The 14017-nt window shown below is 68.5% G+C and carries 11 protein-coding genes; 3 read left to right on the forward strand and 8 right to left on the reverse strand.

All coding sequences use genetic code 11. The features are described 5' to 3' along the window. Nucleotides 1-9: 9 nt before the first annotated feature. The 3 genes from EIP75_RS11220 to imuA are packed head-to-tail and all read right to left on the reverse strand — an operon-like array spanning nt 10 to nt 5352. Nucleotides 10-3207: an error-prone DNA polymerase gene (locus tag EIP75_RS11220; RefSeq protein WP_125243352.1), complete on the reverse strand. Its 3198-nt coding sequence runs from the start codon at nt 3205-3207 to the stop codon at nt 10-12. Further along, nucleotides 3204-4553 carry a Y-family DNA polymerase gene (locus EIP75_RS11225; RefSeq protein ID WP_125243353.1) on the reverse strand — a complete coding sequence of 450 codons (1350 nt, stop codon included), beginning with the start codon at nt 4551-4553 and terminating at the stop codon, nt 3204-3206. Before EIP75_RS11225 ends, EIP75_RS11220 begins: the two co-directional genes overlap by 4 nt. Next, on the reverse strand, nt 4519-5352 hold the full coding sequence (gene imuA / locus EIP75_RS11230) for a translesion DNA synthesis-associated protein ImuA (RefSeq protein ID WP_125243354.1): 834 nt from the start codon (nt 5350-5352) through the stop codon (nt 4519-4521). The genes EIP75_RS11225 and imuA overlap by 35 nt, the downstream gene beginning before the upstream one ends. A 126-nt stretch (nt 5353-5478) precedes the next feature. Between imuA and EIP75_RS11235 the strand changes: the two genes are divergently transcribed. Further along, on the forward strand, nt 5479-6171 hold the full coding sequence (locus EIP75_RS11235; protein ID WP_125243355.1) for a TetR/AcrR family transcriptional regulator: 693 nt from the start codon (nt 5479-5481) through the stop codon (nt 6169-6171). A gap of 23 nt (nt 6172-6194) precedes the next feature. After that, complete coding sequence (gene map, locus EIP75_RS11240; RefSeq protein WP_125243356.1) at nt 6195-7004, forward strand: type I methionyl aminopeptidase; 810 nt, start codon at nt 6195-6197, stop codon at nt 7002-7004. A 12-nt stretch (nt 7005-7016) separates the two neighbouring features. Here map and EIP75_RS11245 read toward each other — a convergent pair whose 3' ends face one another. After that, nucleotides 7017-9569, reverse strand: coding sequence for a caspase family protein (locus EIP75_RS11245; protein ID WP_125243357.1), 2553 nt, complete (start codon nt 9567-9569; stop codon nt 7017-7019). Nucleotides 9570-9576: 7 nt separating this feature from the next. Continuing rightward, a complete protein-coding gene (locus tag EIP75_RS11250; protein ID WP_125243358.1) occupies nt 9577-11157 on the reverse strand; it encodes a hypothetical protein in 1581 nt (526 codons plus the stop codon). A gap of 213 nt (nt 11158-11370) precedes the next feature. Here EIP75_RS11250 and EIP75_RS11255 point away from each other — a divergent pair, with 213 nt between their 5' ends. After that, nucleotides 11371-11973 carry a copper chaperone PCu(A)C gene (locus EIP75_RS11255; protein ID WP_233584806.1) on the forward strand — a complete coding sequence of 201 codons (603 nt, stop codon included), beginning with the start codon at nt 11371-11373 and terminating at the stop codon, nt 11971-11973. Nucleotides 11974-11997: 24 nt separating this feature from the next. Here EIP75_RS11255 and lapB read toward each other — a convergent pair whose 3' ends face one another. The 3 genes from lapB to EIP75_RS11270 are packed head-to-tail and all read right to left on the reverse strand — an operon-like array spanning nt 11998 to nt 13939. Then, the gene (gene lapB / locus EIP75_RS11260; RefSeq protein ID WP_125243359.1) at nt 11998-13155 is read right to left on the reverse strand and encodes a lipopolysaccharide assembly protein LapB; all 1158 of its coding nucleotides are present in this window, start codon (nt 13153-13155) and stop codon (nt 11998-12000) included. Between the two features lie 20 nt (nt 13156-13175). Then, nucleotides 13176-13526: a LapA family protein gene (locus EIP75_RS11265; protein ID WP_125243360.1), complete on the reverse strand. Its 351-nt coding sequence runs from the start codon at nt 13524-13526 to the stop codon at nt 13176-13178. A 50-nt stretch (nt 13527-13576) separates the two neighbouring features. Continuing rightward, the gene (locus EIP75_RS11270) at nt 13577-13939 is read right to left on the reverse strand and encodes an integration host factor subunit beta (RefSeq protein WP_233584807.1); all 363 of its coding nucleotides are present in this window, start codon (nt 13937-13939) and stop codon (nt 13577-13579) included. Between the last annotated feature and the right edge of the window lie 78 nt (nt 13940-14017).

Consider the following 14017-nt stretch of genomic DNA (forward strand, 5'->3'; position numbering starts at 1 on the left):
CCACGGCGGTCAATGGAAATTGCGGCTGTGGATGCTCAAGCCCTGCAGCAGCGGCGTGAGGTTCTCCAGGTGATGGGCCACCAGGTTGCACACGCCATCCACGTTCTGCCATGTGCCGTGCACCGCCAGCAGCTGTGATTGCAGCAGCGCGGCGCGGCACTGGTCGCGCACGCTGCTCCACACCACCACATTGACACTGCCGGTCTCGTCTTCGATCGACACGAAGATGGTGCCCTTGGCGGTTTCCGGTTGCTGGCGCATGGTGACCAGGCCGCAGGCGCGTGCGGGTTTGCCGTTGTCCAGGCTCTGCAATGCGGCGGCGCTGTGCAGCCGGCGGCGTGTGAGCTCGTCGCGCAGCAGGGCCAGGGGGTGGCGGCGCAGCGTCAGGCCCGTGGCGGCGTAATCGATGGTGATCTCATCGGCTTCGGGCGCGGCGGGCAGCAGCAGGATCTGTTCGTGCACAGGCGCCTCGCGCAGCAGGGGCGGGGCCTTGTGCCGGGCCGCGGCCTCCCACACCTGCTGGCGCCGGTGGCCGGCGAGGCTCTGCAGGGCATCGGCGGCGGCCAGGTGGCGCAGGTCTGATTGGTCGAGCTGGGCGCGGCGGGCCAGGTCGTCCACGTTGGCGAAGGGCTGCTGGTGGCGTGCGTCGACGATGCGCTGTGCCGCGGCCGATCCCAGGCCGGACACCAGGGCCAGGCCCAGGCGAACGCGCTGGGGACGGTTGTCACGCAGCAGGTGCGAGAAGCTGCCTTTGTCGATGGCTTCGAGCGTGGCGCCGATCTCGCTGTGCGTCACGTCGATGGGGTGCACCTCCACGCCATGGCGCTGCGCATCGCGCACCAGTTGGCGTGGCGAGTAAAAGCCCATGGGCTGGGCGTTGAGCAGGCCTGCCAGAAAAGCGGCGGGCTCATGGCACTTGAGCCACGAGCTGATGTAGGCCAGCTTGGCGAAGCCCACGGCGTGCGATTCGGGGAAGCCGTATTCGCCGAAGCCCTTGATCATTTCGAAGATGTTTTCTGCGAATGGGCGATCGCCGGTACTCACGACCAGGCCTTCGATGACGCGGTCCCTGAAGGGTTCCAGGCCACCTTTGCGCTTCCAAGCCGCCATGGCGCGCCGCAACTGATCGGCCTGGCCTGGCGTGAAGCCCGCGCCATCGATCACGATCTGCATCACCTGCTCCTGAAAGATCGGGACGCCGAGCGTGCGGTCCAAGGCCTTGTGCAGCAGCTTGGGGTAGGGCGCGGGCTTCTTTTCTTTTCGCGCCTTGAGGTAAGGGTGCACCATGCCCCCCTGGATGGGCCCGGGCCGCACGATGGCCACCTGCACCACCAGGTCGTAGAACCTTGCTGGCCTCAGGCGCGGCAGCATGCTCATCTGCGCACGGCTTTCGATCTGGAATACGCCGATGGTGTCGGCCTGCTGGATCATCTGGTAGGTCTCTGGATCTTCTTTGGGGATGTCCTGCATCGCCCAGGTCCGGCCCGTTCGCTGGCTGATGAAGGCCAGTGAGTGCTTGATGGCGCTGAGCATGCCCAGGGCCAGCACATCCACCTTGAGCAGGCCCAGTGCTTCCAGATCATCCTTGTCCCACTGGATGACGGTGCGGTCCTTCATGGCAGCGTTTTCCACGGGCACCAGCCGTCCCAGCGAATCGGCGGCGATGACGAAGCCACCCACGTGCTGGCTCAGGTGGCGCGGTGTGCCCACCAACTGCTGCGTGAGTGCCAGCCATTGCTGGAAGGCAGGTGTGTCCGGGTCGATGCCCATCTCGAGCAGCCGCAGGTCCAGGGCCTCGCGGCTTTCCCACCATTGGTGGCTCTTGGCCAGCGCATCGATCGTTCCGGGATCGAAGCCCAAGGCCTTGCCGACATCGCGCACGGCGCTGCGGGTGCGGTAGCTGATGACGGTGGCGGCCAGCGCCGTGCGATGGCGGCCGTACTTCCCGTAGAGGTACTGGATGACCTCTTCGCGGCGCTGGTGTTCGAAGTCGACGTCGATGTCGGGCGGCTCATTGCGCTCCTTGGAGAGGAAGCGTTCGAACAGCAGGCTTGATTCGCTGGGGTCGACCTCGGTGACGCCCAGCATGTAGCAGACCGCCGAGTTCGCGGCCGATCCGCGCCCTTGGCACAGGATCCCTTCGTTTCGGGCATGGCGCACGATGTCTTCAACCGTGAGGAAGAACTTCTCGTAATCCAGCTGCTGTATCAGCCGGAGCTCCTTGATGATCTGGCGCAGCACGCGGTAGGGCGGCGGAGGTCTTTGGTCGTAACGCCGGCGAAGGCCAGCCGATGTCAGCCGGCGCAGGTGGCTGGTCGGTGTCTCTCCGGCAGGCACCAACTCCTGCGGGTAGTCGTAGCTCAGCTGGCCCAGGTTGAACTTGCACTGGCTGGCCACCTCCAGCGTGGCGGCCAGCAAATCAGGCGGGTAGTGCCTGGCCACGCGCATGCGCGAACGCAGATGCCGCTCGGCATTGGGCTGCAACTCGAAGCCGCATTCGGCCACGGGCTTGCCCACCCGCACGGCGGCCATCACATCCTGCAGGGGCTTGCGTGAGCGCACATGGAAGTGCACGTCGCCTGCAGCCACCAGTGGCACGCCGCTGGCCTCACTGGTATCGCGCAATTGCGCCAGCCATTCGGTGTCGTCCCAGGCGCTGAGCAGTTCTACGGCGATCCAAACCTTGTCCTTGAACAGGCTGGCAGCCCACTGGGCCAGGCGGTGCAACGCTGACGTGGTGCAGGGCCGAGGAGGCACCACCAGCATCACGCATTCCGTCAGGGCATCGGCCGTGATCTGGTCGATGTCCAGGCGGTATTGACCCTTGGGGCTGTTGCGGCGCAGCCGGGTGATGAACTCGCTCAGGTGCCCGTAGCCATCGCGGTTGCACGCCAGCACCACCAGCTTGAACGGCAGGCCTTGCGGGTCATCAACGGCAGGTTGCACGGTGAACTCGCTGCCGATCAGCAACTGCAGCGTGGGCACGATGCGGTCGTTCACCACCGCTTGCCGAACGATGTCTTTCAACGCTGCATGCGCCCGCACCACCCCTGCCAGCGAACACTCATCGGTGATGGCCAGTGCGCTGTAACCCAACTGGCAGGCGCGCTCCACCAGCTCGGCCGGGTGAGAGGCCCCGCGCTGGAAACTGAAGTGGCTCAGGCAGTGCAGTTCGGCATAGGCTGGCAGGCCCGCACGCGCGTTCATCCGTACACCCCGTGCAGGTACCAGTGTGCCGTGGTGCTGTCTTCGGCCGCCATCGGCACGCGCTCCTTGTAGATCCACAGCAGGCCCGCCGCTGGCGAGTTGGCGATGAAGTAATCACGGGCCTGCGATCCGTCGGCATGGGCCTGGTCCCACCAGCCGCCTTCGATGCGTTGCGGCCCGGCCAGCAGGCTGAGGGGCCCGTGGTGCTGAGGCTGGTGGCCGCGCACGGTCAGGGCTTGTGGCGATTCGAGAATCCAGGCCGGCAGCGGCATGGCCTGGGGTGGTGGGGCCGATGGGCCGGTGCCGAGCGTGGAGGCGGGCTGTGTGCACGGCACCCAGGCCTGCATGTGCCCAGGCCGGTGGTCGGCCAGCGCGATGGGGCGCAGCACCCGCTCGGCGCCCAGGCGCACGCTGAGCTTTTCCAGCGTGTGGCGCAGCGCTTCGCCGCTGGGCAGGGCATCGGGCAGCAGCGACAGGGCCTGCCCGGGCAGGCGCTCGATCTCGCTGGCGTGCAGGCTCAACTCGCCCACCGGGGCTTTCAGCTTGACCAGGGCCAGGTGCTCGGCCAGCAGGCGGGCCAGGTGGTCCACCTGGCGCACGGGCTGGGCGGTGCGCACTTCCAGTTCCTCGCCCGGGCCGGCCTGGCGCGAAGCCATGTCGTGCCGCCAGCGCAGCACCACAGCCAGCACGCCGGCATGGCGCAGCGTCAGCCAGTCCTGCAGGCGCTGCAGCAGGTGGTCTGCGGCCTGCAGCACGGCCTGGGTGGAGTCCACGCGGAAAGGCAGTTCCAGCCGCTCATCGAAGACCTCCGGCAGTGTCAGCCAGGCCGGCACGGTGTCCGGGCGCAGGCCGTGGGCCTGGTCCAGCGCGTCCAGCAGTGGTGCGCCAAAGCGCCGGGCCAGGCCGCCGCGTGGCAGCCGGCGCAACTGGCCCAGCGTGTGGCAGCCCAGTTGGGACAAGGTTTCCAGGTGGGGCAGCGCGGCGCTCAAGGTGTGCACAGGCAAGGGCGACAAGCGCTCGGCCAGGGCGTCCATCGTGGCGGGGGCTTCATCGATGTCACCCTCTGCTTCATGGCGCAACAGGGCCAGGGCCGCCAGGCTGGTCGGCGCCAACGCCAGGCGTTGGCATCCCGGTGCGGGCGCGCCGTCGAGCAGGCGCTGCCGCAAGGCCTCAGCGCCGCCGAACAGGCGCAGGCTGCCAGACACCTCGACCAGCACGGCCTCGTCCAGCAGCACCACGCGGGGGCTGAAGCGCAAGGCCCACCAGCCCAGCAGGCGCTGAGCCCAGGTCTGCGTTTCGGGCGTGCTGCCTTCAGGCGCCAGGGGGATCAGCGAGCACCAGAGCATGGGGTGTCCTCACGTTGATCTCGTCCACGCGTGCGGCGTGGGCGGCCATGGCGACCGGGGCGGCTTGGGCCTCGGCCGGCTGGGGCACCTGGGGCAGGGCGGGGGTGGGCACGCGGTGCTGCCAATGCGCCAGGCCCGGCGGCCAGGCGTGCAGGGTCAGCGGGGCTGCATGCGCAGGGCCCTTGCGCTTGAGGATCTCCACGCGCAACTGGCCCGGCCCCTGCAGGTCGATGCGCAGCCGCAAGGGCGCGGCCGAGGCCTGTGCCGCCACCTGCACCGGCCGCACGATGAACACCGGCGCATCGCATTGCAGGGCCCAGGTCTGCAGGCGCCGGATCTGGGCGGCGGTGGCCTGGGGCAGCCAGCTCACCAGGCCCGCCAGCTCCCGGGCGGCGCCGGGCCCCTTGATCAATTGCTCGGTGGTCCACAGCCGTTCGTGGGCGGTGTCCACGGGCACCCAGACCACCCGTGAGGCGGCCACGCCGGCTTGTTGCAGGCCCGGCAGATGGGGCGCGAGCGGAGGCCCCACGAAGACCAGGCTCTGGCCAGCGGCGCCTGCCAGGCCGGCCAGGCCAGGCCGCAGCAGCCGCCACTCGGCCAGCGGGGCGCCCAGGGCCGGCCGGGGTTGCAGCAATTCGGTGAGGGCATGGGTGGGCCAGCCTCCGCCGGGCAGTTCGCGGTCCAGTGCCGCAAAGCCCGTGGCGCACGCACGCTGCCGGCCAGGGCTGACCTGGCTGGCCGACCACAGCGCATCCTGGAGCGCCGGGGGCAGGGAAGAGAGTGCTTGCGCGGCGCCCATGATCAAAATACTGTGATTGCATACAGTATATGGCGTGTGCCTGCCGCGGCGCCGTTCAGCCCTTCGCCTGGCTGGGAGAAGTGCCGACAAGTTGACGTCTTCAATTAGAAGATTTATTCTAATTGGATGGTCCGACTCGCCAAATTCAACGACGACACCTTCGTGCAGGCCGCCATCGAGGTGGCCGCCACCTGCGGTGTGGGTGCCGTGTCCATGGCCGCCATCGCCAGCAAGGCCGGCGCGCCCATGGGCTCCGTCTACCACCGCTTCGGGTCACGCAGCGAGGTGCTGGCAAGGGCGTGGCTGCAAGCCCAGGCCGGCCTGCGCCAGGCCGTGGCCGCGCACTGGCAGGCGGGCCGCACCTGGCCGGCCGTGCAGGCCTTGCTGGCCTGGTGTCGGCAGCACCCCTTGCACGCGCGTTTCCTGATGCAATGCGAAGGGCACCCCCCCATCGACGAGGCCCTGGCCGGACCCTGGCGCCAGCGCCTGGACGACGAGCAGCTCGCGATGGAGCAGGCCTTTGAGCAGGCCGTGCGGCGTTGCGCACCTTGGTGCACTTCGACCGACACCACCACCACCTTGCTGCGCTTCGTGCTGCTCGATGCCCCGCTGGCCATGCTTCGGCCGGCCTTGTCGCAAGGCCGCGAGATCCCGGCGAACGCCGAAGACCTGCTGCGGACCTCGCATGAGGCCTTGTGTCCCTGGTGGCAGCAGGCGGCCGTGAATGACCACGATGTGCAGGAGCGGCTCCTCGCTGATCCGGCCATGCGCCCTGTCACGTCGTCTGCCGTGCCTGCCCGGGCTTCTTCCACCCATTGACCCGTTCCTGCTGAGCCTGCCCCATGCGCCCTTCCACCCAACAAGACGCCGGCCGTCCCATTCCCCTGCACGACGAGGCCGAGTTCGCGGCCATGCGCCGCGCCGGCCGCGTGGCCGCCGACACACTCGATTTCATCGCACCGCATGTGCGCCCCGGTGTCAGCACTGCCGAGCTGGACCGCCTTTGCGAAGCCTTCATGCGCGAGGCCGGCGCCATCCCCGCCACCATCGACTACAAGGGCTACAAGCACGCCTCCTGCATCTCGGTGAACCACGTGGTCACGCATGGCATTCCGTCCGACACCAAGGTGCTCAAGGTGGGCGACATCGTCAACATCGACGTCACGCCCAAGCTCGATGGCTGGCACGGCGATTCCAGCCGCACCTTCACCGTGGGCAAGGTCTCCATCCTGGCGCAGCGCCTGGTCGACACCACCCACGCAGCCATGATGCTGGGCATTGCCCAGGTCAAGCCCGGCGCGCGGCTGGGCGATGTCGGCGCGGTGATCGAAGCCTTCGCGCGTGAGGCGGGTTTCTCGTCGGTGCGCGATTTTTGCGGGCATGGCACGGGCCAGGTCTTCCACGATGCACCCCAGGTGCTGCACTACGGCCAGCGCGGCACGGGCGTGCTGCTCGAGCCGGGCATGATCTTCACCATTGAGCCCATGCTCAATGCCGGCAAGGTCGATGTGAAGGTGCTGGGCGACAGCTGGACCACGGTCACGAAAGACCATTCCCTGTCGGCGCAGTTCGAGCACACCGTGGGCGTCACCGACACCGGCGTCGAGATCTTCACCTGGCCCGGCGGCAGCCGGCTGGGCGTGCCAGGCTGAGCCTGACGCGGGTCAGCCCAGCACGGTCTCTTCGACCGTGACCGAGGGTGGCGCCGTCTCGCTGGTCAGCTGATACAGGCCATTGAGCGCATGGCGCACGTCCACCGCGTCGATGCGGCCTTGCAGATCCAGCTGTGCTGCATCGAAGCGGCCATGCTCGGTCACCTGCGCGATGATGCGCCCGCGGATCACGCCCTGCAGCGGCGTCATCTGCGGGCCCAGTCGCTTGAGGGCCGGTACCAGCGCGGCCCAGTCTTCAGGCGCTGCCAGAGGCGTTGCCATCTGCAGCGACACCTCGTCGGGCAGTTGCCATCCGTTCGGCCTGACAAAGGTGGCCTGCAGGCCGCCGGACACGCGCAGGTGGGTTTCCAGCCGGCACAAGGCCAACTCCAGCAGTTCACCGGTGGGCCAGGCCTCGGCCAGGTCCCACACGAAGGCCATCTGCGGGGCCTCGCTCAACGGCAAGGCAATGGAGATCGGCTGGCCCAGTTGCTTCTCGGCGATGGCGACCAGGGCGAACAGGTCGGGCGGCCCGGGCCGGTAGGCGAAAGGTGCCTTCAGGGCAGCTGCTGACATGGGGGCTGCCTGCGCTGCGGCCTGGGCCAGTGCGGCCCGCGCGATGCCCAGCACCTGATGCCAGTCCACGTTGCCTTGTCTCAGGCACAGGCCGATGGCGTAGAGCGCGGCTTGTGGCGAGACAGCGGCCAGGCCCACGGCCTTGTCCACCAGCGCTGTCGCGTCACCCACCAGTGGCGAGGCCAGGCGGCTGCGCAGGCTGTCGATCAGGCGCATCTCGGGCGCCTGCAGGGCCGGCAGGCGGGCGTGCGGCCACGACACGATGGACGCCTCGGCCAGCCGCAGTCGCACACGGCCCTCGCCGGGCAGGCGCAGCGTGTCGCGCAACTCGCAATCCACGAAGACCTGGGTGGTCTGGCCATCGGACACGTGCACGGGGATCTCCAGGGAGCGAGCCTCTAGCGCATCGCTGTCGCGCCAGGACAGCCAGTGCACGCCTTCCCACGGACTGGCCCTCAGGAAGCGCCAGCCGCTGGGGGCGTCGCGGTCATCCTGGTCGAGTGGCAGTGCCTGATGCTGCGCATCGCGCAGGGTCAGCCGCGTCATTGCCTCGTCGACATCGGCATCCCGGCCGCCCGGGGCATGCTGCGAGGCGCGCACGAACACCAGCAATTGCCCGGGCGTGCGCGGTGTCGCGTCGGCCAGCCGTGCCTGCTGGATCAGGTGGTCGGCCGGGCCGGACTGGTACTCGTGCGTGGTGGCGGTGTCAGGCAGGGGCACCGGGCTGGAAAAGCGCAGCCGTTGCGGGCAACGCACCACCAGGGGGGCGCTCAGCACCTGGAAGGGCTCTTCCAGCAGGGCATCGCCCAGGCGAAAGCGCGCCGTGTATCGGCCGGCCGGCAGCTTCACGATCAGGTCACCCACACCCGTGGCCACGGTGTGCAGGTGCTTGTCCAGCACCTCGATGTGGGCCAGATCGTCTTGCGTCTCGATGCGCACCTCCGAGCGGCGCAAGACAACCGGCGCCACGGACCCTGCGGGTGTCTCGGGCGGGCCACCGAAGACGGCGGTCGGCAGGCTGGCCCCGGCCGAACCGGCGCCCAGCGCGTCCTTGGTAGCGCGTACACCGGTGCGTATGGCTGTGGTGCGTGCGGTGCTGCCCACCGGCTCCATCCGCGGGATGGCGTTGGTGGGCGGCAACCGGATGGCTGCTGGTGTCTGTGGCGTGCTGCCCTTGCGGTAGAAGCGGATGTCCTCTGACGGCAGGTCGATGGGCGGCACATTGCCGGTCTTGTCCTGCAGGCCGCTGTCCTTCCACAGGCGCAGCGCGCGCCGGCGCACGGTGTCGCTGGTCACCCAGCCCTCGTCGTCGGCATCCGCCGAGGCCAGGGCCTCGCACCAGATGCGCGAGAAGTTGCCATGCACCGGACCGCCCTCCGCCACAGCTTCTTCATAGGCCGCCTGCCCGCGCGGTGCGCCGAAGGCCTGGAACACCTTGACCTGGTTGGACAGGTTGCGCGCGGGCGGTGTCCAGGTCGGATTCATCACCTCCTTGGTGAAGAAGAAGTCCTGGCAGCAGTCCATCACCAGCACGATCTCGTCGAACAGCCCGGCATCGGCCATGCGCGTGGCATAGCGCGGCGCGGCGATGTGCACGGCGTCGTAGGCCTGGGCCTCGGCGGTGAACAGGGCCGGGTCGTTCTTGATGGCGCCCGCCGTGAAGCCGTGGCCGGCCAGGAAGAGGTAGAGCCGCCGACCCGCGCGGGTCTTGAACTGGCGCTGGGCATCCAGGGTGAGGCGGTCCAGCGCACGGTGGAAATCCTTGATGGCGGGGCGCTCGTCGTAAGGATCGACCGGGGCAGGGTGATCGCTCGAGAAAATGCTCGTCACCTGCTGCTCTGGCACCGCGCCACCTTGGGGAGACACCAGCCAGGCCCTGAAGGCCTGGGCATCGTTCTCCGGGCCTTTCAAGGGGGTGAGGCCGGGGTAGCGGTTCACTGCCAGCAAGATGGCGTGGTCTTCGGTGTTGAGGGCAGGGGTGGCGCTCATGGTGGCCTCACAGCGGCTGGCTCAGGGCGTGCTGCAGGGATGCCAGCGTGAGCTCGTCGTTGTCGAAGCCGCCGTGGTCGATGCTGTGGCTCTGAAGGCCGGCTGGCGTGCCCTCGGCAGTGCGTGACCACACCAGCCGGCCAGGCTCCGCATCCAGCCACTGGCGTGTGCGCACCACCGCCGGAAAGCCCGCCTCGTCGAACACCGAGGCCAGGCGGTAGAAGCGCTCCATGCCCAGCAAGGGCGTGTCGGCCGTGTCGACCTCCTGGCCATCGGCATCGGCCTGGGTCTCCAGGATGCCGGAGACCAGGTACAGCAGCGAGGACGGATAGATGAAGCGCCGCCAGTCGCGCTCGCCTTCATGCAGCTTGTGGTCTTCGCCCCAGACCTGGTCGTCGCGTTCCAGCTCGTCGGTCATCGCGAACATGCGGAAGCGTTTGACCGGCGCCCAGTACTGGCGCAGCGTCTGGTCGAACAGGCTGTAGGTGATGGCCGGTGCCAGGAACAGCACCTGGGTGGGCACCTGAGCCAGCGGGGTGCCCGCACAGGCCTTGAGCCATTGCGCGATGTAGATGGCGCCCGTGCTGTGGCCGATCAGGCTGATGCGCTTGAGCGAGCGCCCGGCCTGCGCCTGCTGGTTCAGGGCGTGCACCAGGGCCGTGCCGACATAGCGGTCGGCATCGGGCTGGAAGGCATCCAGCGTGTCCTGCTTCATGCGGTTCCATTGCAGGGCCTGGCCCCACTGGTTCAGGCTGGAGCCGCCCAGCTTGATCTCCCGCGTGATCTCTTCCAGCACCGTGGCGTACAGGCCGTGGTCACGCGCGCCCGCGTAGCGCTTGAGCACGCGGCGCAGGCAGGCCACGACGAAGGCCGCGACCTTGAACCAGGCGATGAAACCTCGCTGGCCCGGCCGGCTGGAAAACTCGTGGCTCAGGATGTCGGCCACCGGGGTGTCGCGCTCGACCACGGGGCCCAGGCCAGCGGCGAAGCTGGATCGGGTCTGCGTGGGCACGCCCGGCAGCCCGGCCAGCGCTGCGCGCAACTCCGGGTCGTTCTCGAGGTCGGCCTGGATCTCGGCCTCGTTGACCTGACCGGCGCTGCTGCGCGCCTGCAGTTCGCTGACATGGGGGCGTTCGTGGCGATAGGGCACGTTCTCAGGCCTCGGGTCGGCCCAGAAGCGATCGACCGCCTCGCGCACCTGGCGTGCGTCCACGGCGGCCGGCGCGATCGATCGCGTGCCCGACACGGAGCCCAGGCGTTTGAGCGCGTGTTCCATCACCTTGCGCAGCAACTGCTTGACCACCGGCTCGTCGGCCAGCTCAGCGAAGTTGTTGCGCAGGGTCTCGAAAAAGCCCGACTCCCAGACAAAGAAAAGGGGGTGGCCGGCGTCCTCGTAGGTGCCCAGCAGCTTGCCGGCCAGATCGAGCCCGGTCTGCTTGCTGACCAGCCCGCCGTGGAAGTGCAGGATCAGGTGGCCATCCTTGTGCGCCAGCGCAGCCTCCACGGCCGCGGCGATGTCCTGCGCCGAGGTGTCGGTGTCCGGGCCGAAGGCGCCCCCCCGGCTGTGGACGTAATTCAGCTTGTCCATGGTGTCTTCCCCTTTTGACTGACCTTGACCCATTTGGCATTGACCATTGACGAGGTCGAATCGTCTGCGTGTTGTCCGCAAAGCGCAAGGGTATGAATCAGGGATTGCCGCCACCCTGGGGCTGTGCCACATCTGCCCATCGCTCTGGTTAGACTGCGAAGCTGGTGTGCGGCCCTGGCCGGCGACACCGCATCCGAACCCTGAGGAGACCCCATGAAAGCCAAGCGCTCGATGTTCCTGACAACGCCCTTGCTGAGCCTGGCCTGTGCGGCCGGCGGTCTGGTCGGCACGGCTGCACTGCTCGCGCCGGGCACCGCGCTGGCCGATCACCAGCATCCAGGGACGGCATCGACGCACGGTTCGGCCAAGCCCGTCGCCAAAACCAAGGCCCAGGTTGCGGCGGTCGAGGTGAGCGGCGCCTGGGTGCGGGCCACCGTGCCGGGTCAGAGCGGCACCGGCGGCTTCATGAGCCTGCGCAGCAAGGACGGCCCCTTGCAACTGGTGGGCTTCAGCACCCCCGTGGCCGGCTCGGCCGAGCTGCACGAGATGGCGATGGACGGCAACGTGATGCGCATGCGCCCCGTGGCCTCGCTGGACCTGCCGGCTGGCCAGGCGGTCGAACTCAAGCCCGGTGGACACCACCTGATGCTGATGTCCCTGAAGACGCCCCTGAAGGCCGGCGCCAGCGTGCCGGTGGTGCTGCAGCTGAAGACGCCCGAGGGGCGTGTGCTGGAGCAGCGGGTGAGCGTGCCCGTGCGCAGCGCCGCACCGGTGGGGACACCGGTGGCCGACACGCATGAGCACCACAGCCATTGATGGCCGTTACCGCCCCCTGACGCGTCACTGGTCTTCCAGGCGGCGCGGCGGGTAGGTGTCCCAGCCCTGGCAGCCAGGGCATTGCCAGAAGTAGTGCTGGCCTTCGAAGCCGCAGGCGGCGCAGCGGTAGCGCTGCAGGGGTTTGGCGGCCGTGTGCAGGGCCTGTTGCAGGGATTCGATCTCCTGGTTGCTCAAGGGAACACCGGTGGCCAGGCGCTCGCGGATCAGGCCTTGCGCGGCTGACAGCGAAGGCTGCAGGTGCAGGTGGTTCAGCAGACGGGTGCGGCGTTCGGCGCTGTCGTCCTGCAGGCTGTTGAGCGCCTGCAGCACATCCACCGATGGGTACTGGCCATACAGTGCCTGCAGCTTGTGGCGGGCGTTGTCAGCCTGGCCACACTGCTGTGCGGCCTTGGCGTAGTCGGCCGCCACCAGGGTGAAGGATTGCGGCTGCAGCGCCATCAACTCGTCCCATGCGGCCAGCGCCTCGGCCGGCTGGCCACGGCGGGCATGGCGCTGGCCCTGCAGCACCAGCGGGCGTGCGGCCTGGGGCGCGGCCTCGCGGGCGCGGCGCAAGGCCTGATCAGCTTCGTCGGTGTGGCCTCGGGCATCCGATTCCAGCGCGATCTCGCACCAGTGGTGCGCCATGCGGGGCGCGAACGAGCCGGTGCCGGCGGCCTCCAGTTGGCGGGCTACCTCGATGGCCGGGTGCCAGTTGCGTGAGCGCTCGTGCAGCGTCAGCAGGGCCAGGCGGGCATCGGTGCCGAAGGCCGTGCCTTCCAGCGCCTTGAAGGCCTCTTCGGCCCGGTCGAACAGGCCGGCCTTCATGAAATCGTGCGCCAGCGCGTTCTGGGCCTTCTCGCGCTCTTCACGCTTGAGATCGCCGCGGGCCAGCAGGTGCTGATGAACGCGGATGGCGCGTTCGTACTCGCCACGGCGGCGGAACAGGTTGCCCAGGGCGAAGTGCAGGTCGGAGGTGTCCGGGTCGTGCTGCACGGCTTCGATGAAGGCATCGATCGCCTTGTCCTGCTGTTCATTGAGCAGCAGGTTCAGGCCCTTGAAGTAGGCCTGGGGCGTGGCACCTTCTTCGCGGCGCATCTGGCGCAGATCCAGGCGCGAGGCCAGCCAGCCCAGCAGGAAGGCGCCGGGCAACGCCAGCAGCAGCCATTGCAGATCGAAGTCCATCGTGTGTGGCGCAGGAGATGTCAGCGGCCAGGCTTGCGAGGCGCGGGCATGTCAGGCGGGTGCGGCAGTTGGGAGGGCACGGCGCCCGCGGTATCAGGGGCGGCCTGCGGGTCGTCGGCCGCCGGTGACTGTTCGGCGATGATGTGCAGGCGCTTGCGCGCATCGCGGCGGTGACGCCACCAGCTGGGCACCATGGCCACCACGCCAATGGCGCAGCCGGCGCCGAACACGCCCAGCATGACGAACACCATCGGGGCCTGCCAGCTGTAGCCGAAGAATCCCCGCACGTCGACCACATGCTGGTTCTTCAGGGCGAAGGCGAACAGCACGAAGAACAGAAACGCACGCCACAGCCAGGTCAGTGCACGCATGGATGTCGGTCCCTCTTCTTGGCTCGGTTGGGGATGGGGAGGCTTTTTGCTCAGCGCTGAGGCTGATTGTCCACCATCGTGGCGTCGGCATCCGCGGTGTCGTCCCCTGGGGCTGTTGCGTTGTTGCCCGGTGAGCGGGCGTCCACCGATTCACGCAGGGCCTTGCCGGGCTTGAAGTGCGGCACGAGCTTCTCGGGGATCAGCACCTGCTCGCCAGAGCGCGGGTTGCGGCCCATGCGCGGCGGGCGCCGGTTGATCGAGAAGCTGCCGAAGCCGCGCAGTTCGATGCGGTGGCCTTTTGCCAGCGCTTCCGACATGGCATCCAGGATGGTCTTGACGGCGAACTCGGCATCGCGTTGCGTGAGCTGGCCGAAGCGCTCGGCCAGCTTGGCCACCAGGTCGGAACGGGTCATGGGTGATGCGACAGAACTGATTCAGGGGCTGTGATGAAGGGGCGTGGGGCCTGCGGTGCGGCGTGCCGCTTCATCACA

The sequence above is a fragment of the Aquabacterium soli genome, from assembly GCF_003933735.1.
GTDB classification, from domain to species: domain Bacteria; phylum Pseudomonadota; class Gammaproteobacteria; order Burkholderiales; family Burkholderiaceae_C; genus Aquabacterium; species Aquabacterium soli.